The sequence below is a fragment of the Vreelandella sp. 2A-K22 genome (assembly GCF_054065485.1).
In genome coordinates, this window is the sequence record NZ_JBSUGC010000016.1 from 38018 (window position 1) to 59121 (window position 21104).

Here is a 21104-nt window from a genome sequence, read left to right on the forward strand (position 1 = left end):
GGTAGGGCAGGCGCACTCTTTTTGAAAAATAAAACATTAAAAAAAGGCACACCATGCGTAATAACCAACCAGTCTCTCAGCGTGAAATCGAACTAAAAGAAGACGACTTCCTAGTCTCGCGTACCGATACGAAGGGACGCATCACCTATGCCAACCCTGCGTTTATCGATATTAGCGGCTTTGAACACGCAGAGCTGATAGGTGCGCCGCATAACCTGATACGCCACCCGGATATGCCGCCGGCAGCCTTTGAAAACCTCTGGAAAACCGTCAAAACGGGGGAAACGTGGCGAGGGCTGGTCAAAAACCGCTGCAAAAATGGCGACCACTACTGGGTAAATGCCAGCGTCACGCCGATTATCGAAGATGGACAAGTCGTGGGCTACACCTCGGTGCGTGTACAGGCAAGCCGCGCAGCCATTGAGCAGGCCGAGCGGGCCTACGCTGAAATACGCGAAGGCCGCAACAAGCGGCTTTACTTAGATAAAGGCCGGTTACGCCAGAAAGGTGTGATTAAGCGTTTGGCCCGGGTACGCCTCGACACCATTCGTGCCAAATTGGTAGGCATGATTGTCGTTGCAGGGCTGCTGTTATTAATCAGCGGTGGGCTTGGTCTGTATGGTTTGAATGTCTCTGGCGAGCGCTTGGGGCAACTGAATAATGACGGTCTGCGTGATGTTATTCGCCTGCAGAAAATCGATCAAACCATTGCCCAAACGCGCCAAGCGATGATTGAGCCAGAGCGTATGGAACTGATCAATCAACGCTTCGAGATGGGTGAAAGCATTGAGGAGAGCGCCGCAGAGGTTGCTGAGGTGTGGCAGGAGTATTATTCCCGTGAGGTCAATGCGACTGAGCTTGCCACCGAGTTTGACCAGCAGCTACAGACCTTCCTGCAGAACGGCATGGGCCAGGCGGCCAGCGTGCTTCAGGCAGAAGAGACCTACCAAGCCTTTACTGGTCTCGATGCTGTGATTAGCGTCATGACCAGCGAGGGCCGCATCCTGTCAGGCATGGTTAATCAACTGATTTCCCAGAAACAGCAGGCAGCTGAGGCCATGGCCGTTGATGCTCAGCAAGGTCAAACCACGATGCTGGGCGCTCAAGCCATAGTACTTGGAATTGGTTTACTGCTACTTATTTTGATCGGCATGGTTACCCTGCGGGCGATTACCAGGCCGCTAAAAAGTGCTGCAGGTTTTACGCTGCAAATTGCTGGCGGTAATTTGGCCGCTAAAGTCCCCGCCCAGAGACGCGATGAAGTGGGCCAATTGATGGACTCGCTGAATACTATGCGCAAAAGCCTCAGCAGCATCATCGCCGATGTAAAAAGCGGTATTGATGTGGTCACTCCGGCTGCTCAGGACATTGCCAGCGGCAACGAAGAGCTGTCGTCGCGTACTGAACAGCAGGCGGCCTCTTTGCAACAAACCGCCTCCAGCATGGAAGAAATGACTGCCACTGTGCGGCAAAACAGTGAGAACGCTCAAGAAGCCCGCCGTCTAGCCGATAACAATGCTATCCAGGTAACGAATACTGGCGAGTTGATGACACAGTTAGTCGACAACATGCAGCGGATTACCCAAAGCTCCCAGCAGATGGCCGATATTATCAATGTTATCGATTCGATCGCGTTTCAGACCAATATTCTGGCGCTGAATGCATCGGTAGAAGCGGCTCGGGCCGGCGAGCATGGGCGTGGTTTTGCGGTGGTGGCCGAAGAAGTGCGTAACCTGGCTGGCCGTAGCGCTGGTGCCGCCCAAGAAATTCGCGGTTTGATTGATGGCTCTAACCGTGAGGTAAGTGCGGGTGCCAGTATGGTCACCAAAGCCGAAGCTGCGATTAGCGAAGTGGCGGAAGCCGCGCGCAGTGTGACGCAGATCATGCACGAAATTTCAGCCGCCTCCGAAGAGCAGAGCCATGGTATTGCCCAGGTTAACCAAGCAGTAGCAGAGATGGATCAAGGTACCCAGCGTAATGCGGTGCGGGTTCAGGAAACCGCACGCGCGGCGGTCTCGCTTGAGAAGCAGGCGGGGCTATTAGCGCTATCGGTGGAAGCGTTTCGATTAAACAGTCAGGGGGCGCTACGTCCGCCAGCAGTGACAGCGACTAAGCACACTGCTCAGTTGCCTAGCACATCGTCGCCGAATTCGCCCGTTAAACGGCAGGCAGCCTCAGCAGAGGAGTGGGAAGCGTTTTGACCGAACAACGTGAACGGGTGGTAGACGCAGGTCAGTGGACATCGAGCAGTCAGATTGAGCGCGATCTAGTACTGACGGATGCGGATTTTACACGGATTCGCGAGCTGATTTATCAGCGCGCCGGCATTGTGCTGGCTGAGCATAAACGTGAAATGGTCTATAGCCGCCTAGCAAAGCGGCTACGCCACCATGGCATGACGCGCTTTACTGACTACTTGGTGCGCTTGGAGCGTCAGCCAGAAGCCAAGGAGTGGGAGGCGTTTACCAATGCACTGACCACTAACCTCACGGCCTTTTTTCGTGAGGCGCACCATTTTCCGCTGTTGGCTGAGCATATAAAGAACAAACAAGACCCGGTCACTATTTGGTGTTCGGCCGCCTCCACCGGGGAGGAGCCTTACTCGCTGGCAATGACATTGTTAGAAACGTTGGGCGCTAAAGCGTCGCAGGCCAAAGTGATCGCCACCGATATCGATACGGATGCGTTGGCCAGGGCTCGCGCTGGCGTTTATCCCCTGGAACAGGTGCGCAAGATCGATGAGGCACGGGTAAAGCGGTTTTTTCAGAAAGGAACGGGTAACCATGCGGGCTTTGCAAGGATTCGCCCAGAAGTATCCGCACTGGTGGAGTTTTTGCCACTGAACCTGCTAGCGCCGCAATGGCCAATTAAAGGCCCTTTTGATGCCGTGTTCTGCCGAAACATCATGATTTATTTTGATAAAGATACTCAATCAAAAATTCTTAAACGCTTTGCACCACTGATGAAGCCCGATGGCTTGCTGTTTGCAGGCCACTCGGAAAACTTCTCGTATATCAGCGACGCATTCAAGCTGCGTGGTCAAACCGTTTATAACCTGGCCAAAAAATGAATAACTATCGTGTCTTTATAATCGCTTTAGGCGCTGTGGCTCCGGCGGTTGCAATAACACATCAGGCGTCTACAGCAAGAGGAGGCGTGCTTTGAGCGCAGCCAAGATCAAAGTGTTGTGTGTCGATGATTCGGCGCTAATTCGCGATTTGTTAACGGAAATTATTAATTCCCAGCCCGATATGGAAGTCGTTGCGGTAGCGCCTGACCCCATTGCCGCCAGGGATTTGATCAAGCAGCACAATCCTGATGTGCTCACCCTTGATGTGGAAATGCCACGCATGGATGGCTTGGATTTTCTTGAGCGTTTGATGCGCCTGCGTCCTATGCCGGTATTGATGGTGTCGTCGCTCACCCAAAGCGGTTCGGAGATTACCCTGCGTGCGCTAGAGCTTGGCGCGCTGGATTTTGTCGCCAAGCCGAGTCTGGGCATCCGCAATGGGATGATGGAGTACGCTGACGAGATTGCCGAAAAACTGCGCGCCGCTGCGCGCTCGCGGCCTCGTCAGGCGCGGCATAAAAACACTCCGCCACCGGAAGCCCTGAAAGCCCCGTTAGTGTCGAGTGAAAAGCTGATCATTATTGGCGCGTCTACGGGGGGCACCGAAGCGATTCGTGCGGTACTTGAGCCGCTGCCCGCCAACGCCCCGGCGATTTTGATTACCCAGCATATGCCTGGCGGTTTTACCCGTTCGTTTGCGGAGCGCTTAGACCGGCTGTGCCGGATTACGGTGAAAGAGGCCGCCGACGGCGAGCGGATTCTACCTGGGCACGCTTATATCGCCCCAGGGGATCAACACCTTAAGTTAGCGCGTAGCGGTGCCAACTACGTAGCGCGGTTAGATAGCGGCCCACCGGTCAATCGCCACCGCCCCTCGGTAGACGTGCTGTTCCATTCAGCGGCTCAGCATGCGGGCAAGAACTCCATCGGTGTCATTTTGACCGGTATGGGTAAGGACGGTGCGGCAGGGCTGCTAGAGATGCGTCAAGCGGGCGCACCCACCATTGCCCAGAATGAGCAGACCTGTGTGGTCTTCGGTATGCCCCGTGAAGCTATTGCTGTCGGGGGGGCTGTGGAAGTGGTGGCGTTAGATGACATTCCCTCGCGAATGATGGCGCTGATCGCCGCCTCCGGCCGCGCCCAGCGTGTGTAGTGCAATTCATAAAAAGTTAGTAATCATAAAAACTAAATAAGCTCGCAAGGGAAATCACAATGAACCGTTTACTGCGCAACTTGAGTATTCACGCCGCCGTGGTCACATCGCTTTGCTGCTTTGTCGTGCTGATTTTAATGGTTTCGGGCTTGAGTGTGGTGGCCGATCGCAATTCACAAAATAACTTAGCCACGCTAAGCGGTATCAGCGATGCGCAGTTAAATGAGATGAATCGCGCCGATTCGCTGCTTAACCAAGCCATGTTGGCTATGGAAACTGCCTCCAACTACCTGATGGTAGGGCAGACCCAGCAATCCAATGAGCAGGTTGCCGTTGCCGCTGATCGCATCGAGCGTTCTGAAAAGCGTTTCGAGCGCTTTGCGGCAAACTCATTTTCACCGCAAGGCGAGGCATTGGCGAACACCCTAATTGAAGATTTTAATACCGTAATGGGGCTAGTTAAACAACAGCACGATACCTTTGAATATATGGACTTAACCAGCTACAACAACCTGCGCGATGAGCTGGTAGAGCCGATAAATATCTTATCTGAAAGTATGACGGCGTTTGTGGCCTACGGCTTCCAGCGGGTAGATACCATTCGCGCTGACGCGGATGCCCAAGGCAATCTGTTTGCCATGATCAATGCTGGAGCGGTGATTTTTGCCTTACTGATGACCTTGATAATCTACCTAGGTTTACGCCGTACAGTGATTGCGCCGCTAAGAGGCGCAATCCAACGGCTTGATGCGATTGCTGAGGCTGATTTGACCAACCCGCTGCCGGAAGCAGGTAAAAATGAAATTGGCCGTTTGTTTGGTGCTATGGGCACCATGCAGCAAAACCTCACCAATATCGTTGGCCGGGTGCGTGAAGGCAGTAACGAAATTCACCACGGCACCCGTGAGATTGCCAGCGGCAACGCTGACCTCTCCTCACGCACGGAGCAGCAGGCGGCATCGATTCAACAAACCGCGGCCAGCATGGAAGAGATGACCGCGACGGTAAAACAGAACGCCGACAATGCTCGTCAAGCCAGCACCCTGGCAGCAGACGCCTCCACCACGGCTGAGCGCGGTGGACAAGTGGTGGAGCAAGTGGTGCAAACTATGCACGGTATCTCCACCAGCTCGAAAAAAGTCGCCGATATCACCAGCGTTATTGACTCAATTGCTTTTCAAACCAATATTCTGGCTCTCAACGCCTCGGTAGAGGCCGCCCGCGCCGGCGAGCAAGGTCGCGGATTTGCGGTGGTGGCGGGGGAAGTGCGTAATTTGGCCAGCCGCAGTGCGGATGCGGCCAAAGAGATTAAAACTCTGATTGATGCTTCGGTAACACAAATTCAGCAAGGCTCCACTCTGGTCGAGCAGGCCGGTACCACGATGTCGGATGTGGTTACTGCAGTGCGCCGTGTTACCGATATCATGGATGAAATCTCCGCTGCCTCCCAAGAGCAGAGTGACGGTATTGAGCAAGTCAGCCAAGCCGTGGGCCAGATGGATCAAGTCACCCAACAAAATGCCGCGCTGGTACAGCAAGCCTCTGCGGCGGCGGCCTCCCTTGAGGAACAGGCCAACCGGTTGGAGCAAGCCGTAGCCGTGTTTAAGCTGTTAGGTATGCAGGGGGCGTCCCATCAGGCGCTGCCTTCCTCATCGCCAGCAACGGACGTTATGCCTGCGCCTAGGGCCGACCAGCAAGCTCGTCGCCCAGCTCCAGCTCCAGCCTCGCAGCGCAGCGACCACGAAGAGTGGGAGGAATTCTGAAGAACCGTTTTGAAAGAGCCGTTTCAAAGTAGCCGTTTTAAACCCCTGACTGTACTTTTCAGTCGCCCTTGTGCCATATACTGATTGATTAGAGGATGACCCATGGCAGATAAGAATATGAGTTTCCTGGTTGTAGACGACTTTCCCACCATGCGTCGGATCGTACGTAGTCTGCTTAAGGAGTTGGGCTTCACCAACGTGGATGAAGCCGAAGATGGACAAGATGCGCTCAATAAGCTGCGTGCCGGCAAGTTTGAGTTCGTCGTTTCCGATTGGAACATGCCGAACCTTGATGGCCTGGAGATGCTCAAGGAGATCCGTCAGGATGACGCCTTGAAAGACCTTCCTGTGTTGATGGTGACCGCAGAAGCGAAGAAAGAGAACATTATAGCGGCTGCTCAGGCGGGCGCTAACGGCTATGTCGTCAAGCCGTTCACTGCCGCTACCCTCGAAGAAAAGCTCAATAAGATCTTCGACAAACTGGGTATGTGAGCAACTGGGCCTATGTGCTTGGTTAACGAGGAGACAACGTTATGAGCCAGAATGAGCAGTCCGATTCTGCCCAATCGTCCGAACAAGCCGCCGAAGACTTAATTCATCGCATCGGTAAGTTGACGCGCATGCTGCGCGAAAACATGCGTGAACTGGGGCTTGATAAAGAGATTGAGAAGGCGGCCGAAGCCATCCCCGATGCACGCGACCGCTTGCATTATGTCGCCACCATGACGGAGCAGGCAGCAGATCGAGCGCTCAATGCCGTTGACCGTGCGCAGCCGCTGCAGGATCAGTTGTCAGACCGGGCGGAAGCGTTGGATAAACGCTGGGCCGAGTGGTTTGAAGCACCGAAAGAGCTGGATGAGGCGAAAGCGCTCGTTGTCGAGACACGCACTTATCTTAGCGAAGTGCCCGATGTGGTTTCAGCGACTAACAAAGAACTGATGGAAATCATGATGGCTCAGGACTTTCAGGACCTGACCGGCCAAGTGATTAAGAAGATGATGGACGTGATCCATGAGATCGAACATCAGTTGGTGCAAGTGTTGATCGATAACGCGCCGGGCGCCCATGCACGAGAAACGCTGCAGCGCAAGGCCGAGGATCAGTGGAAAAGCGACAGTGCACGGCGTAACGAAGAGCTTTTGAATGGGCCGCAAGTGAAGGATAATGTCCCTGATACCGTCTCTGGGCAAGATCAAGTAGACGACTTATTGGACGAATTAGGCTTCTAAGATGCGTTATTAAACGCCCTCTGGGCACGCAAGTACGCCATTCAGCCGTCCCTATGGACGGCTGAATACGTGATAAGCTTTGCTTCACCTGGCCGGATACCCGTATGGCAGATAACGATAGCGACCAGGAAAAGACCGAAGAGGCCACGCCCAGGCGGAAAGAGAAAGCCCGTGAAGAGGGCCAAGTTGCCCGTTCCCGCGAGTTAAATACGTTTTTACTTTTGCTGGGTGGTGTGATTGGCCTCTATAGCATGGGCAACATGCTCTACGACCAGTTGGGTGCGGTGATGGAACAAGCTTTCTTGTTTGAGCGCCGCCAGGCAATGGAAAGTACGCCGATGCTGGTCAATGCGCTGGATCTTGGTCAGCGCACGCTATTTGCCATGATGCCGCTGTTTTTACTGTTAGCCATCATTGCGTTAGTAGCCCCTGGGCTGATGGGGGGCTGGCTGATATCGGGTAAATCGATGCAGCCCAAGTTTTCCAAGTTAGACCCTATTAAGGGCGTAAAGCGTATCTTCTCCACCCAGGCACTGATCGAATTGGCAAAAGCGATTGCCAAATCGTTTCTGGTGGGGGGCGTGGCTGCGACGTTTTTGTATTTCAACATCGGCAAATTTATGGCGCTAATGGATCAGCCTATCCAGCAAGCGCTGACCAATGCCCTAAGCATGGCGGCTCAGGCAGCTGGGCTAATGGTGTTGGTGTTGATCGTGGTCATTTTGATCGATGTCCCTTTCCAGCTCTGGGACAATGCTAAGAAGCTGCGCATGAGTCAGGAAGAGATTAAGCGTGAGCACAAAGAGTCCGAAGGCGACCCGCAAGTGAAAGCACGCATTCGCCAGCAGCAGCAGGCCATGGCGCGGGGCAGGATGATGAGCAAAGTACCCGAAGCGGATGTCATCATTACCAACCCTACGCACTACGCGATAGCACTGACTTATCAGGAAGGCAGTATGGGCGCCCCGCGGCTGGTGGCAAAAGGCGCCGACGCAGTGGCTGCGCGCATTCGCGAAATCGCTGAAGAGGCAGGCGTGCCTCGCTTGCAGGCAGCACCATTGGCGCGGGCCCTGTATCATCACGTCGATCTAGATGCAGAAGTACCTGCCGAACTGTATACCGCGGTGGCGGAAGTAATGGCCTGGGCCTACCGCCTCAAGCAAGTATCACAACAAGGAGGCGAGGTGCCCCCAACCCCCGATAACCTGCCGGTTCCGCCGGAGATGGAAAGCCCCGGGCATGGCGCCGGTGGTAATGAGGCGCAACCATGAAAGGCTTGAGTCAGCTAGTAGGTCGGCGCGACTGGATGGGTGATGTGCGCATGAAGCTGCTGGTCGGGCCGCTGCTCATCCTCATGATTTTGGGCATGATGATCGTGCCCTTGCCCCCCTTTGCCCTGGATTTACTCTTCACCTTCAATATCGCTCTGGCCATTATGGTGTTAATGGTCAGCATGTTTACGCAGAAGCCGCTGGACTTTGCGGCGTTTCCTGCCGTGTTGCTATTTACTACGCTGCTGCGCCTGTCGCTCAATGTGGCTTCTACCCGTGTGGTGCTGATGGAGGGCCACCAAGGCGGTGCCTCTGCGGGTAAGGTCATTGAAGCGTTCGGGGCGTTTCTGGTCGGCGGTAATTTCGCTGTTGGCCTAGTGGTCTTCCTGATTCTTGTCATCATCAACTTTATGGTTATCACCAAAGGTGCTGGCCGTATTGCCGAAGTGGGTGCGCGCTTTACCCTGGATGCAATGCCTGGTAAGCAGATGGCCATCGATGCCGATCTGAACGCCGGCTTGATCGGCGAAGAAGACGCCAAAAAGCGCCGCGCGGAGGTTTCTCAAGAGGCGGATTTCTTTGGTTCCATGGACGGCGCAAGTAAGTTTGTCCGTGGCGATGCCATTGCCGGTTTGGTGATTATGGTGGTCAATATCATCGGCGGGCTGATGATTGGCATGCTGCAGCACGATATGAGCTTTGGCGCTGCTGGTCAGACCTATATGTTGTTGGCGATTGGTGATGGCCTGGTGGCGCAAATCCCTGCTTTGGTGATCTCCACCGCCGCGGGTGTCACAGTATCCCGGGTCAGCATGGATACGAACGAAGATATTGGCCAGCAAATGCTTAGCCAATTGTTCGTTAATCCTCAGGTACTGATTTTGGCTGCCGTGGTGATGGGCATGCTGGGTATGGTACCTGGCATGCCCAATTTCGTATTTCTATTCTTTACCGCGTTGTTGGCTGGCCTGGCATGGCTGTTAACGCGCCAAAAAGAGAAGGCGTTGGTCAAGGAGGAGATTGCCGCGGCACCGGTGCCTTTACAGGAGACTCCCGAAGCGAGTTGGGAAGATGTGCAACTGGTCGATACGCTTGGCCTGGAAGTGGGCCATCGCTTAATCCCGCTGGTGGACTCGCGTCAAAAAGGCGAGCTGCTCGGGCGCATTAAGAGCGTACGTAAGAAGTTTGCCCAAGAAGTGGGTTTCCTGCCGCCGGTGGTGCATATCCGCGATAATTTGGAGCTGCCGCCGAACGCCTATGTACTCTCCATGAAAGGCGCCGAGATTGGCCGCGCCGAGGCACAGCCGGGCAAATGGCTAGCGATTAATCCGGGGCAGGTATCGGGCGAGCTGCAGGGCACCCATACTCAGGATCCCGCCTTTGGCTTGCCCGCTGTCTGGATTGATAGCAGCCAGCGTGAGCATGCCCAAGTGTATGGCTACACCGTTGTGGATGCCAGTACCGTCATAGCGACCCACTTGAACCACCTGTTACACCGTCATTCACCCGAAATGCTGGGCCGTCAGGAAGTACAGAAGTTGCTGGATAAAATGGGCGATGATCAAAAAGCGTTGGTCGAAGAGGTGATCCCCAAAGCTATTTCATTGACGGTACTGCAGCGTATCTTGCAAAACCTGCTCGACGAAGATGTCTCTATCCGCGACATGCGCACTATTCTCGATACCCTGGCCGAGTACGCCACACAGCAAAAAGATCCTAATGAGCTGACGGCGCTGGTGCGAGTCTCGCTGGGGCGCGCCATTGTCCAGCAGTGGTTTGCGGGGCAGGAGACACTCAATGTCATGGGGCTGGATGCTCAACTGGAACAAGTGCTGGTACAGGCCATGAATGGCAACGGCGCCATGGAGCCCGGGTTGGCAGAAACGCTGATGACCCAGGCCCAGCAGGCGCTGGAGCGTCACGAAAGTTCCGGCGAGCCGCCGGTGCTGGTCGTGCAACATTCGCTAAGGGCGGTGCTATCGCGCTTCTTACGCCGCCGGTTACGCCATATGTCGGTACTGTCCCAGGCTGAAATTCCCGACGATCGCACATTAAGAGTGACCACAGTGGTCGGCGGACGTTAAAGATGGCACGCCGTGATAGGCTAGCGTCGTCCATTTTCAGAACAGGCAAGGGTAAATCATGAGCGTTAGACGTTTCGTGGGAGCCAATAGTCGTGATGTGATGCGCCAAGTGCGTGAAACGCTCGGTGAAGACGCCTTGATTGTCGCAAATCGGCGTACCGAAGGGGGCGTTGAAATTTTAGCGATGGCGGATGAAGCCATTGACCACTTTGAACCCTCACCAGAACCTGCACCACCCGAAACGCCGACAGCACCTTCAGCGCAAGACCCCATGCAGGCGATGAGCGAGCGCTTACTGCGCGAAATGCAGGATATGCGAGCGCTGCTGGCAAACAGCCAGTCAACCCATGCGGCTTCACCATCGCCAGCAGAGCCCTCCGGAACGGCTGCGCGGCTGCGCCAACTGCTATGGAATGTGGGTTTTAGCAGCGAAATTGCCGATGAGCTGCTGGCAGGGTTGCCTGCATCGCTAACCAGGTTAGACGGCGATAGCGAAGCCCCACTGCAGTGGCTGCGACAGCAGTTAATGGATCGCCTTTGCGTACTCAACGATGAAGCAAGCTTTTTCGACCAAACCGGCATTGTTGCCCTGGTAGGGCCAACGGGGGTAGGCAAAACCACCACCACCGCCAAGCTGGCCGCTCGTTTTGTGATGCGCCACGGCACGCGCCCGGTAGCGCTGGTTACCACCGACAGCTTCCGGATCGGTGCCCATGAGCAGTTGCGCATTTATGCGCGCCTGCTGGATACCCCGATGTACGCCTTGGATGCCGAACAGCCCATCGACGATTTGCTGGGCCGCCTGCAGGGCAAGCAGTGGGTAATTATCGACACCGTAGGCATGAGTCAGCGTGACCAGCGGGTGATAGAGCAGATTGCCCACCTGCAAGGCGGACGCTCGCGAGTACGTTTGGTGCTGCTACTCAATGCTGCCAGCCAACCGGAAACCCTCGAAGAAGTGGTGCTGCGCTACCGTCAGGCCGCGCGGGCGGCGGGCGCAGAGTTAGATGACTGTATTATCACCAAACAGGATGAGGCGGGACGTCTGGCTCCAGTGTTAGATATTATTATGCGTCACGGGATGCGCGTCCTGTTTGGTTCTAATGGTCAGCAGGTGCCCGAAGATATGGCCCTTGCCGCCCCCGATGCGCTAGTGGATCAAGCGCTGAGTACCGCGACTCCTCAGCGTGAACGGGTGCAAAGTGCCGATGCGCCGATGGGAATGCCGCGCTGGTCGCGGGATGTCCTGGGCCAAGGGCGTCGTTTGTCGTCGCTATTGGCGAGGTTGCGCCAACGTGTCACGGGATTTGCGGAATTAGAAGAGATCTGGAACCTAGCTTCGCTGCCTAGTCGTTTGCAGGAAACGCATTTGGATGCATTACTTGCCGGTTATCCATCGGCAAAGACCACCTTAGGGATGGCGTGGTTTCCGCGGCGCAATGAGCGCGGCTGCGACTGGGCAATGCCGGACATTGGCCTGGACACGGATGGTGCCTGGCTGGCGCTACCCTGGCTGCAGCATCGCCACGCCGCAGGATGGCAGCCACGCTTAGCCGCGCTGTCGGCATCGAGCGGTGTAGCGGTGCACTTACTGCCGCGCTTCCCTGAACCGGATGCACTAGCGTGGCTGGAAGCCGAGCACTTGACCTGGGTCAGCCAAGTGGCCCCCAGTCATCGGTTACGCTTTCACCACGAACGTCAATCTATCCGCCAGCTATTTAGTGACAGTGTGCTAACGCACCATGTGGGCGTGCGTTTTCGTGGCCAATCGGTGCAACTGTGGACTGCCTACGCCGAAGTCGAGGACGCCAGCGGCACGGCTCTACTCGCCTGGTTCGGTGAAGTTCGCGATCCGGAAAGCGCCAAAGTAGTGGCGCGCCGCTACTGGCTTACCCCCGCTCGGCTAGGAGCAGAGGTGCTCTCACTGCTGTTAACCCAGCTGCAAAGCGAAGGCTTGGCCGCCTTGACGCGTCGCGCGTGGCAGCAGTTAAAAGAGGCCGATAGCGGGGATCTAAATGCTGAAGTTCGCCTATTGATGGCCAGCGGTGTGGCATCGGTCGCCGGGCATCTCGATGTTGCTGATGATGAGGAGGCGCAGACGCTGCGTGGCGATCTGCTCAACCTATTAGGCAACAGCCGTCGCCGCCGCGATACCGGCATGCTTGATGCACTGGTCTACGCCTTTATGGCACGAGATGCGATTCGTCAAATGGGCAGTGTTAGTCGAGAGGGCGTGGCGTGAGCGAACAGGATCAAGCATCGGGTCTACGCAAGTGGGCAAACCTGCAGCGCCAACAGCAGCAAGCTGAGGGTACAGTTGATGTTGCGGCGGCAGAACACGTGCCGGAATCTGAACAGCCTACCTCTTTGTTAACGCCGACAGCTGCAGCGGTGGAAGAGCCAGCAACGGTGGTAGCGCACCAGCCCAAAATTCCGCTTATTGTGGTCGGGCTACCGGGTAGTGGTGCAGCCCAGGTGAACAAGGTTAAAGCAAGATTAGGGCAGTGGTCGACGTTAGGTCGAAGCTGGGCCGGTGATCCTGAGGATTGGGATATTCATATCGTCATGGCCGAAACGGCCGACCTAGCCCAACTTTGCGATCAATACAGCCGTTGGGCACTGTGGATCAGTAGCGATGCCGATACCTTTGCTTCCATGTTCCGTACCTTGCGTCAATTACATGAGCGTGGCGGGCCGCGCCGTTTGCTGGCGCTCCACGAGCCGCATTTGCCGCGTCAAGGGTTGCTCAATAACTTGCGTGAGGCAGCTGATTACTACTTAAATATGGAGCTGTTGGTACTTGCACGATGAGCGCACTCTGCTGAGGAGACCAAGCATGCTAAGCTGGCTATTAAGAGGGAGACTGCTACTGAGCCCAGTACTGCTGACAGGGTGTCTACTAGCAGGGTTAACGGGAAACGCTCAGGCGACACCCGGTAGCTGGAGCAGCCAGATACCAGGTCTGATGGTAGCGATGAGTGATAGGGCAAGTGCTAGTCAAAACGCTACCCCACCCGCTGCTGCTAACAATGTGGAGTCAGCACAGCTCGGGCGTATTCATTGGCAGTTTCAATATCCCCCTGGTGCGTTATTAAACGCTTGGCTGTGCCATCCTGAGCAGTGCGTTGCGTTAGCTGGCATGCGGGGGACTACCACTGCCCTGGCGGGGTTTGCCGCGGATGCGCCGTTGCATTTTCGCTTCGCTTTACGTCCGGGGCAGCGGCCTGTTCGTGTCCAGGGGCTGCAAATGATTGTGAACTATCAGTGAAGGCTGGATAGCCGCGAGGCGAGAGGATGTACACAGCACAAGGCAGGATCAAACAGAGTGAGCTGTTGACGCAATACATGCCACTGGTACGACGTCAGGCCTTGACGCTTCAGGTCCGTTTGCCAGCCAGCATTGAGCTCGACGACCTTATTCAAGCCGGGATGGTAGGGCTGCTGGAAGCACTGGGGCGCTTCGATGCCACCCAGGGAGCAACGTTCGCGACGTTTGCCAGTCAGCGTATTCGCGGTGCAATGATGGATGAATTACGTACCCGCGACTGGTTGCCCCGCAGCGTGCGCCGCTCAGCGCGAGCGGTTGACAGTGCCGTTCGTCAATTAGAGCAACAGCTCGGACGGGCACCAGAAGAGAACGAAATCGCCCAACACCTTGAAATGCCGTTGAGTGAGTATCAGCAGCTCCTCAACGACACTAACAGTGGTCAACTGTTGCCGTTTGAAGAGCTGGTGGCCGACGGTGGCGAGCCTAGCAATAATGAATTGGCTAATTCACCGTTCGAGCAGTTGCTAGACGGCCAGCAACGACAAACGTTGATTGAGGCAATTGAAGCGCTGCCAGAGCGTGAAAAGCTGCTAATGGCGCTGTACTACCAAGAAGAACTCAACCTTAAGGAAGTAGGGGCTGTGTTGGGCGTCACGGAGTCACGCGTTTCACAACTGCACAGCCAAGCCGTCAGCCGCTTACGCGCGCGTTTACACGACTCGGCATAACACCTCTTTTTACTCACTTGTGACCGGCAAGGAGCCGTGGATGAACCCTTCGACGCTGATAGGCATATTTGCCAGCATACTACTGTTGGTGAGCGTGCTGTTTTTCACCGCAGAGTCCCCTGAAAGTTTTATCAATTTGCCGGGTTTGGCCATTGTGGTGACCGGTACCCTAGCGGCAACCTTTATCAGCTATCCGCTGAAAGAGGTGCTCCGCGTCGTACGGTTGGTGGGCTTGGTATTCCGGCGCGAAAATACCTATATGCGTGACGATATCCGCGAATTGGTGGATATGTCGCGACTCTGGTTTAAGGGCGATGTACGTGCTGTCGAGCGCGAGTTGGAGCATACCCGAAACCCGTTTTTGCGTACCGGGATCCAACTGGTCATTGCCAACACCAAAGAGGATGAAATTTTTGACATGCTGCGTTGGCGCATTGCCCGTCTTAAAGCGCGTGAGCATGCCGAGGCACAAATATTCCGTACCATGGCCACCTACGCACCCGCATTTGGCATGATCGGCACCCTGGTGGGGCTGGTCAATATGCTGGAAGTCATGGACGCAGGCGACCTGCAGGTGATCGGCCCGCGCATGGCGGTGGCCCTGCTCACCACCTTCTACGGCATTTTACTCGCCAACTTGGTGTTTAAGCCGATTGCGGTGAAACTCGAGCGCCGCACCGAAGAGCGGCTGATTACCATGAACATGGTGCTGGAAGGTATTTCGCTGATTACCAAGCGCCGCCTGCCGTCGTTTATTGAAGAGACCCTCAACTCGTTTGTAGCTAACTATCACGATGAGATCCGTGATAACAGCGTCAAACCAAGGCCTGATTCGTCGGTTAGTGCGGCGGCGAAGGGGTAGGCCAGATGCTTGACCGTGATACGCGCCACGCACTGGAAATGACGCCGTCGCCAGGCGATGGTGACGAGGGTTGGCTAACCAGCTATTTGGATGTGCTGACGCTGCTAATCACGCTCTTTGTGCTGCTGCTTTCACTGACACCGCCGGGAGGCGGTGAGGCGGCTGATACTGCTTTCATGCGCTCGGCTAGCGCTGTATCATCATTGCCGCTGGCGTCTCTAGCCACTGGTATTCAGCCCCGTCATTCAGGGGTTCAGCCGCAGTTTGATGGGCTCGCCATCCCCGGTGTCAGTGTTTCGCAAGGGAGTGAAGGGGTCACGTTACGTATTGATACCAGCCTTTTATTTCCCAGCGGTCAAGCTGTACTGACTTCCCGTGGGCAAGAGGTGGTAGAAAGCCTTATCGATGTGCTGACCCGTTTTGACGGTCAGATTTCGGTAGAAGGCCACACCGACAGCGTGCCTATTTCAACGGCCCGCTTCCCCTCTAATTGGGAGCTTTCATCAGCGCGGGCTATCGCTGTGGTGAGGCATTTAGAGCGCCAAGGATTCAATATCTCTCGTATGCGGGCCGTCGGTTATGCCGACACCCAACCCATGGAACCGAACGCAACGGCGGAGGGCCGAGCTGCCAACCGTCGCGTAGAGTTGTTGCTAAGGCAGCAGGTCGAGGGTGAATAGATTGCGAGGCCACGTTTGTGTCCATGTACCACCCGCGGTTGCAGTCGTTTGGAGCTCTGCTGGTTTTAGATGCCGATTGTCGCCGCATTCAAGCCAGTAGCACCAACTTAACCCGCTTGACCGGTATTGAGCGCCCTGAAAATGGGCCGCACACTCTTGCCTATGTGTTAGGAAAACGGCTAAGCCAGCGGGTGCGCCGCGAGTTGCAGGGGCAGCAGAAACTCTCCGGCCCGCTGGTGTTTATTCGTTCCAAGCATAGCTACATGCGTTTTCAGCTCTATGCTTACCGAGCAGGTGGGAAGGTCATCGTCGAGATTGAGCCACTCAACCCCCAAGGTAAGCGCCGCCTGCTTGGCACAGTCAATGAGCGGCTGATGCATTTAGCCGACGCAACCCACCAGGAAGAGCTGCTCGACTGCTTGGTTAACGCTATTCAACAGCTCACCGGCCATGATCGCGTCACCGTGTGCCATTTCGACAGTGATTGGCATGGTTTAATGGTTGCCGAAGCGCTGGGCAACCAGCTGCCTTCGCTGTTGGGTCAGCGCTTCCCCTCAAGCGACTTCCCTGTCGCCTTACGCAAAAGTTACCAACATTACCCCGTTCGGTTAATTGAAGACGTCGATGCGCCGCCTGAAACGCTGACTCCCGCCTACTCGGGAGTGAGCCTTAGCGGCAGCTTTTTACGCGCCCCTGCCCCTGAGCGGCAGCGGTATTTAAATCGCCTGGGGGTGCGTGGGTCATTCAGTTTGGCCATGCAGGGGGATACTGGCTTATGGGGTCTAGTGTTTTGCCATTCGCCAGCACCGCACTCGGTTGAACCCCCCGTGCGTGATGCCGTTCGCACCCTCGTGCAAATGGCCACCCAGCGCATGCTGTTGCTACGGGCGCGTCAAGAAGCCCGCTACCTACAACGGGTTCAGGATAGCCTCGTGCTCAGTGCGCGAACGCGCAGCGAGCCGCAAAGTCCCCAACAGTTACTTCATGAGCAGGCGGCTATCTGGATGAAGCTGTTTCGCGCCCATGGCGTGGTGCTGTGGGTGAATGGTGGCGCTTATCAAGCGGGTGTGACGCCGACTCCAGAAGCGATAAGCCAGTTTGTGCTGCGCCTGGAAAGAACTCATGTACATAGCGGCCCTTGGTGCACGCGCGAAATCGGCAAAGAGACGTTAACCGCTTCGCTAGCCATGCCCGAGCAGTGTGGGGCTCTAGCAGTGCCGCTGCCAATGAGTTCGACCCAGCGCGCCTGGCTGATTTTTTTTCGCCCCGAGCAGGTGGAAACGCTGTATTGGGCGATGCAGCCTACAACCAACCCTAAACCGGCCGTGATATTGGCTCCATCGGTTGCTTGGTCTGAAGAGGTAGTCGGCAGAAGTGAAGCGTGGCTGCGGGTAGAGCGCTTAGCGGCGGTAGACTTGGGGGAAGACCTGACGCTGGCGATTTCTGCCTATGAAATTAGCTCACTGAATATGCACCTGGAGCACGAACGCAAAGCCCTTGCCGAAGCCAACCAGCGTCTTGAGCAATTAGCCCATTTCGATCCTCTAACCAAGGTGTGGAACCGTTACCGCATCGAAGAAGCGATCAATGCAGAGCTGGTGGCTGCCAAGCGCTATGCGGCCGCTTTTGCCTTGCTACTGTTCGATGTGGATAACTTTAAGCAGATCAACGATGCTCACGGCCATAGCGTGGGTGACGATGTGCTGGTGGCCCTGGCGCGCTTAGTGGAAAGCTCGCTGCGTGGCTGCGACCACCTGGGCCGTTGGGGAGGCGAAGAGTTTATTGTGCTGGCGACTCATTCCGATGTTGATGCCGCCACTGGCCTGGCTGAGCGGCTGCGCTCGCTGGTAGAAGAGCTGCGTATAGAGGGCGTTGAGCAAACGGTTACAGTGAGTATCGGTGTCGCCGTTTGGCAGCCGGGTGACAGCTGTAAAACCCTTATCTCCCGGGCTGATGACGCCATGTACCGCGCTAAGCATGGCGGACGCAACCGCGTTGAAATGGCGCTTGAGCCTGTGGTGCTGATTTAAGCAAACCTTTAGGTGCCACTACCTTCACACTGGGTGAGCATCCGGTTGATCGCCGCATCGGCGCCTTTTAGGCTAAAGGTCATATACCACGGCTCGCGCTCGTCCTGGTCGAAGCCGAGAAATAGCTGCTCCCCCTGGCGCATGTCGGCCATCAGTGATGCCAAGTCACTTAAATAAAAGTGAGCATAAAACCCGTCATCGCCGCGCTCAGTGATAAATTCCGCCATGGTGTCGATAACGGGCCGCTCATCGATGCGCAGCCGAGTGGGCACCAGGTTTACTGTACGGCTCTCTCCCTGCTGCTGCTCAAGGGTGACGCGCATCTCCAGCCAGGGTAAATCGCAAACGCCCGAGGTGGCATTCAAGCTCAGCGTCGCATCCGAGTAGCTGTGGGTTTCTACCGCCCGATAGTGGCGTTCGCCCCCCAGTGAGAGCGCCATTGACTGCCAATGGTCGTGGGTGGCCACATCGTCGGTATTGAAGGTGGTCGCGTTAGCGACGGGCGTAGCGACCATCCACATGGTCGCTATCGCCACAACGGTAAACGTGAGCGTGCAAAGATACTGGGATGGAGAGCGCAGGAAGTGAGTTGCGGACATGATTAAAGCCATTTAACCCAAAACCCCAGTCTATATCGTGTTTGGGATTGGCAAAATAGTAACGCGCTGATTTTCCTATATATGGTAGAAAAAATTAAAAAAAGTGCCTCATATGGTGGGAGGTCACGTCTATACTTCACTTTGATGCTACGTATAATCGCCCTATTTGAGCGCTATAATTCACCCTCGCTGTGAAGGAGTTTTGCGACATGAGCACCGCTGCCAAGGCTATGAAGACCTCTAACGATGTCCCTATGCAGGCCCCCTCGCGGGAAATATGGGACGCCAAATACCGTCTCAAGGATCGTCATAGCCAACCCGTTGATCAGGACGTTGGTGCTACGTTTGAACGGGTTGCTCGTGCCCTGGCAGCGGTGGAGGGAGATAAAGCGGAAGAGTGGTTGCCCAAATTTCGCTGGGCGTTGGAAAACGGCGCCATTCCTGCCGGTCGTATTCTCTCCAACGCGGGGGCTGAGGCCTACAAGCCTGCGGTGAGCCTGATTAACTGCACTGTCTCCCGCACCATTCGTGACTCCATGCGCGATATCCTCGACTCAGTGGTCGATGCGGGTATGACGCTGAAATCCGGGGCGGGTATCGGCTACGACTTCTCGACGCTGCGTCATAAGGGCGCGTTCGTATTCGGCGCTGGCGCGGGCACCAACGGCCCACTGGCGTTTATGGATATCTACGACAAGATGTGCTTCACCGTCGCCTCTGCTGGTGGTCGGCGTGGTGCTCAGATGGGCACCTTTGACGTGGGGCATCCGGACGTACGTGAGTTTATTCAGGCCAAGCGCGAGGCGGGGCGCCTACGACAGTTTAACCTCAGTTTGCTGATCACCGATGAGTTTATGGAGGCAGTCAAGAACAATGCCGATTGGCCGCTGGCCTTTCCGCTGCACCCCGGTGAGAAAGAGGACGTTAAAGCGGAAGACTTGATCTACCGCGACTGGCCGGTGGTTGAAGAGGGCTACACGGTAGATGCCGAAGGCCGCGTCGCCTGCCGCATTGTTGAAGTGATTAAAGCGCGGGAGTTGTGGGACACCATCATGTCTTCCACCTACGACTACGCCGAGCCCGGCTTTATCCTGATCGACCAAGTTAATCGGATGAATAACAACTGGTTCTGCGAAGATATCCGTGCGACGAATCCCTGTGGCGAACAACCCTTGCCGCCAGAAGGCGCCTGCCTGCTGGGTTCTGTCAACCTAACCAAGTTTGTGATCGACCCCTTTGGCGCCGAGCCTCGCTTTGACTGGGAACGCTACCGCAAAGTGGTCGCGATCTTCACGCGTATGCTCGATAACGTGGTCGAGATTGCCGGTTTGCCGTTGCCCCAACAGCAGCGTGAAATAGAAGCCAAGCGCCGTCACGGCATGGGCTTTTTGGGCTTAGGCTCAACGCTCACCATGCTCAAAATCCCTTACGGTTCTAAGCAGTCGTTGGTGTTCACTGATGAGGTGAGCCGCCACTTAGCGATAGAGGGTTGGAAGCAGGCGCTGGAGCTTTCTCAAGAGAAGGGCATGGCGCCGGTGCTCGAACAGGAGCACACCATTACCCCCAAAATGCTGCGTGAGCGGCCACAGTTGGCTAAAGATGGCTACGAAGTGGGTGATCAAGTGCCAGGGCGTATCCTGCACGCCCGTTATAGTCAGTACATGGCCCAAGTGGCCGAACTTGAGCCGGAGCTTGTGTCACAGCTAGCCGAGCACGGCGCGCGCTTCACCCACCACAGCTCAATCGCGCCGACCGGCACGATTAGCCTGTCGATGGGTAACAACGCCTCCAATGGTATCGAACCCTCTTTCTCGCACCGCTATTTCCGCAATATTATTCAGTCGGGCAAGAAGACCAAAGAACAGGTCGAAGTCGTCTCCTTTGAGCTGGCCGCCTACCGTCACTTTATCGCATCTGATGCGGTGGACAGCGACCTGCCTGACTACTTCGTTACCGCCGATGCGATATCTCCCGAACAGCACGTTGCCGTTCAAGCCTCCGCCCAGCACTGGGTGGATTCAGCGATCTCGAAAACGGTCAATGTGCCTACCGAGTTCCCCTTTGAACAGTTCCAAAGCCTCTATTTGCAGGCTTATGAAAGCCGCTTAAAAGGCTGCACTACTTTCCGCTTTAATCCCGAAGCTTTCCAGGGCGTGCTCGTGCGGGAAGATGATCTTAAAAACACGACCTACGTATTCGAACTGGAAAACGGTGAAACCCTCGAACTAGCCGGGGATGAGAAGGTGATTTACGACGGTGAAGAGCATAACGCTGCCAACCTCTTTGATGGCTTAAAAGAAGGCACCTACGGCAAATGGTGATGCCGCGTTAAGCGCCATCTATTTAAAAACGCACACCTTTGCTAAG

At 55.7% G+C, this 21104-nt stretch carries 17 protein-coding genes; 16 read left to right on the forward strand and 1 reads right to left on the reverse strand.

Going from position 1 to position 21104, the window contains the following annotated elements; translation table 11 throughout:
• The first annotated feature begins 53 nt into the window (after positions 1 to 53).
• The 15 genes from ACW17M_RS19965 to ACW17M_RS20035 all read left to right on the forward strand — a co-directional run bounded on the left by ACW17M_RS19965 (position 54) and on the right by ACW17M_RS20035 (position 18138).
• Positions 54 to 2201, forward strand: coding sequence for a methyl-accepting chemotaxis protein (locus tag ACW17M_RS19965; RefSeq protein WP_176316402.1), 2148 nt, complete (start codon positions 54 to 56; stop codon positions 2199 to 2201).
• Complete coding sequence (locus tag ACW17M_RS19970; RefSeq protein WP_022520925.1) at positions 2198 to 3070, forward strand: CheR family methyltransferase; 873 nt, start codon at positions 2198 to 2200, stop codon at positions 3068 to 3070. The genes ACW17M_RS19965 and ACW17M_RS19970 overlap by 4 nt, the downstream gene beginning before the upstream one ends.
• 91 nt (positions 3071 to 3161) lie before the next feature.
• Entirely contained in the window at positions 3162 to 4223 is a 1062-nt protein-coding gene (locus ACW17M_RS19975) for a protein-glutamate methylesterase/protein-glutamine glutaminase (RefSeq protein ID WP_009288439.1), read from the forward strand.
• A 59-nt stretch (positions 4224 to 4282) separates the two neighbouring features.
• A complete protein-coding gene (locus ACW17M_RS19980) occupies positions 4283 to 5986 on the forward strand; it encodes a methyl-accepting chemotaxis protein (RefSeq protein ID WP_457548000.1) in 1704 nt (567 codons plus the stop codon).
• 102 nt (positions 5987 to 6088) lie between these two features.
• Complete coding sequence (cheY, locus tag ACW17M_RS19985; RefSeq protein WP_022520923.1) at positions 6089 to 6478, forward strand: chemotaxis response regulator CheY; 390 nt, start codon at positions 6089 to 6091, stop codon at positions 6476 to 6478.
• Positions 6479 to 6519: 41 nt separating this feature from the next.
• Positions 6520 to 7215: a protein phosphatase CheZ gene (gene cheZ, locus ACW17M_RS19990; protein ID WP_009288441.1), complete on the forward strand. Its 696-nt coding sequence runs from the start codon at positions 6520 to 6522 to the stop codon at positions 7213 to 7215.
• A gap of 104 nt (positions 7216 to 7319) precedes the next feature.
• Positions 7320 to 8486: a flagellar biosynthesis protein FlhB gene (gene flhB / locus ACW17M_RS19995; protein WP_190374167.1), complete on the forward strand. Its 1167-nt coding sequence runs from the start codon at positions 7320 to 7322 to the stop codon at positions 8484 to 8486.
• Positions 8483 to 10570, forward strand: a complete 2088-nt coding sequence (flhA, locus tag ACW17M_RS20000; RefSeq protein WP_233975319.1) for a flagellar biosynthesis protein FlhA — start codon at positions 8483 to 8485, stop codon at positions 10568 to 10570. The genes flhB and flhA overlap by 4 nt, the downstream gene beginning before the upstream one ends.
• A 58-nt stretch (positions 10571 to 10628) precedes the next feature.
• Positions 10629 to 12812, forward strand: a complete 2184-nt coding sequence (gene flhF, locus ACW17M_RS20005) for a flagellar biosynthesis protein FlhF (RefSeq protein ID WP_443603612.1) — start codon at positions 10629 to 10631, stop codon at positions 12810 to 12812.
• On the forward strand, positions 12809 to 13381 hold the full coding sequence (locus ACW17M_RS20010; protein WP_233975321.1) for a C15 family peptidase: 573 nt from the start codon (positions 12809 to 12811) through the stop codon (positions 13379 to 13381). The genes flhF and ACW17M_RS20010 overlap by 4 nt, the downstream gene beginning before the upstream one ends.
• A gap of 25 nt (positions 13382 to 13406) precedes the next feature.
• On the forward strand, positions 13407 to 13838 hold the full coding sequence (locus ACW17M_RS20015; RefSeq protein ID WP_039860577.1) for a flagellar protein FlhE: 432 nt from the start codon (positions 13407 to 13409) through the stop codon (positions 13836 to 13838).
• 26 nt (positions 13839 to 13864) lie between these two features.
• On the forward strand, positions 13865 to 14566 hold the full coding sequence (locus ACW17M_RS20020) for an RNA polymerase sigma factor FliA (protein ID WP_009288446.1): 702 nt from the start codon (positions 13865 to 13867) through the stop codon (positions 14564 to 14566).
• A gap of 40 nt (positions 14567 to 14606) precedes the next feature.
• Positions 14607 to 15428, forward strand: a complete 822-nt coding sequence (locus ACW17M_RS20025; RefSeq protein WP_022520917.1) for a motility protein A — start codon at positions 14607 to 14609, stop codon at positions 15426 to 15428.
• 5 nt (positions 15429 to 15433) lie between these two features.
• On the forward strand, positions 15434 to 16108 hold the full coding sequence (locus ACW17M_RS20030) for an OmpA/MotB family protein (protein WP_457548001.1): 675 nt from the start codon (positions 15434 to 15436) through the stop codon (positions 16106 to 16108).
• 23 nt (positions 16109 to 16131) lie between these two features.
• Complete coding sequence (locus ACW17M_RS20035; RefSeq protein WP_202606386.1) at positions 16132 to 18138, forward strand: sensor domain-containing diguanylate cyclase; 2007 nt, start codon at positions 16132 to 16134, stop codon at positions 18136 to 18138.
• Between the two features lie 8 nt (positions 18139 to 18146).
• Here ACW17M_RS20035 and ACW17M_RS20040 read toward each other — a convergent pair whose 3' ends face one another.
• Positions 18147 to 18749 carry a hypothetical protein gene (locus ACW17M_RS20040; RefSeq protein WP_457548002.1) on the reverse strand — a complete coding sequence of 201 codons (603 nt, stop codon included), beginning with the start codon at positions 18747 to 18749 and terminating at the stop codon, positions 18147 to 18149.
• A gap of 197 nt (positions 18750 to 18946) precedes the next feature.
• Between ACW17M_RS20040 and ACW17M_RS20045 the strand changes: the two genes are divergently transcribed.
• On the forward strand, positions 18947 to 21058 hold the full coding sequence (locus ACW17M_RS20045) for an adenosylcobalamin-dependent ribonucleoside-diphosphate reductase (RefSeq protein WP_457548003.1): 2112 nt from the start codon (positions 18947 to 18949) through the stop codon (positions 21056 to 21058).
• Positions 21059 to 21104: the final 46 nt, after the last annotated feature.

Coding starts and splice junctions, on each gene's coding strand:
- ACW17M_RS19965 (WP_176316402.1), top strand. CDS start 54: ATGCGTAATAACCAACCAGTCTCTCAGCGTGAAATCGAACTAAAAGAA.
- ACW17M_RS19980 (WP_457548000.1), top strand. CDS start 4,283: ATGAACCGTTTACTGCGCAACTTGAGTATTCACGCCGCCGTGGTCACA.
- cheY (WP_022520923.1), top strand. CDS start 6,089: ATGGCAGATAAGAATATGAGTTTCCTGGTTGTAGACGACTTTCCCACC.
- cheZ (WP_009288441.1), top strand. CDS start 6,520: ATGAGCCAGAATGAGCAGTCCGATTCTGCCCAATCGTCCGAACAAGCC.
- flhB (WP_190374167.1), top strand. CDS start 7,320: ATGGCAGATAACGATAGCGACCAGGAAAAGACCGAAGAGGCCACGCCC.
- flhA (WP_233975319.1), top strand. CDS start 8,483: ATGAAAGGCTTGAGTCAGCTAGTAGGTCGGCGCGACTGGATGGGTGAT.
- flhF (WP_443603612.1), top strand. CDS start 10,629: ATGAGCGTTAGACGTTTCGTGGGAGCCAATAGTCGTGATGTGATGCGC.
- ACW17M_RS20015 (WP_039860577.1), top strand. CDS start 13,407: ATGCTAAGCTGGCTATTAAGAGGGAGACTGCTACTGAGCCCAGTACTG.
- ACW17M_RS20020 (WP_009288446.1), top strand. CDS start 13,865: ATGTACACAGCACAAGGCAGGATCAAACAGAGTGAGCTGTTGACGCAA.
- ACW17M_RS20025 (WP_022520917.1), top strand. CDS start 14,607: ATGAACCCTTCGACGCTGATAGGCATATTTGCCAGCATACTACTGTTG.
- ACW17M_RS20030 (WP_457548001.1), top strand. CDS start 15,434: ATGCTTGACCGTGATACGCGCCACGCACTGGAAATGACGCCGTCGCCA.
- ACW17M_RS20035 (WP_202606386.1), top strand. CDS start 16,132: ATGTACCACCCGCGGTTGCAGTCGTTTGGAGCTCTGCTGGTTTTAGAT.
- ACW17M_RS20040 (WP_457548002.1), bottom strand. CDS start 18,749: ATGGCTTTAATCATGTCCGCAACTCACTTCCTGCGCTCTCCATCCCAG.
- ACW17M_RS20045 (WP_457548003.1), top strand. CDS start 18,947: ATGAGCACCGCTGCCAAGGCTATGAAGACCTCTAACGATGTCCCTATG.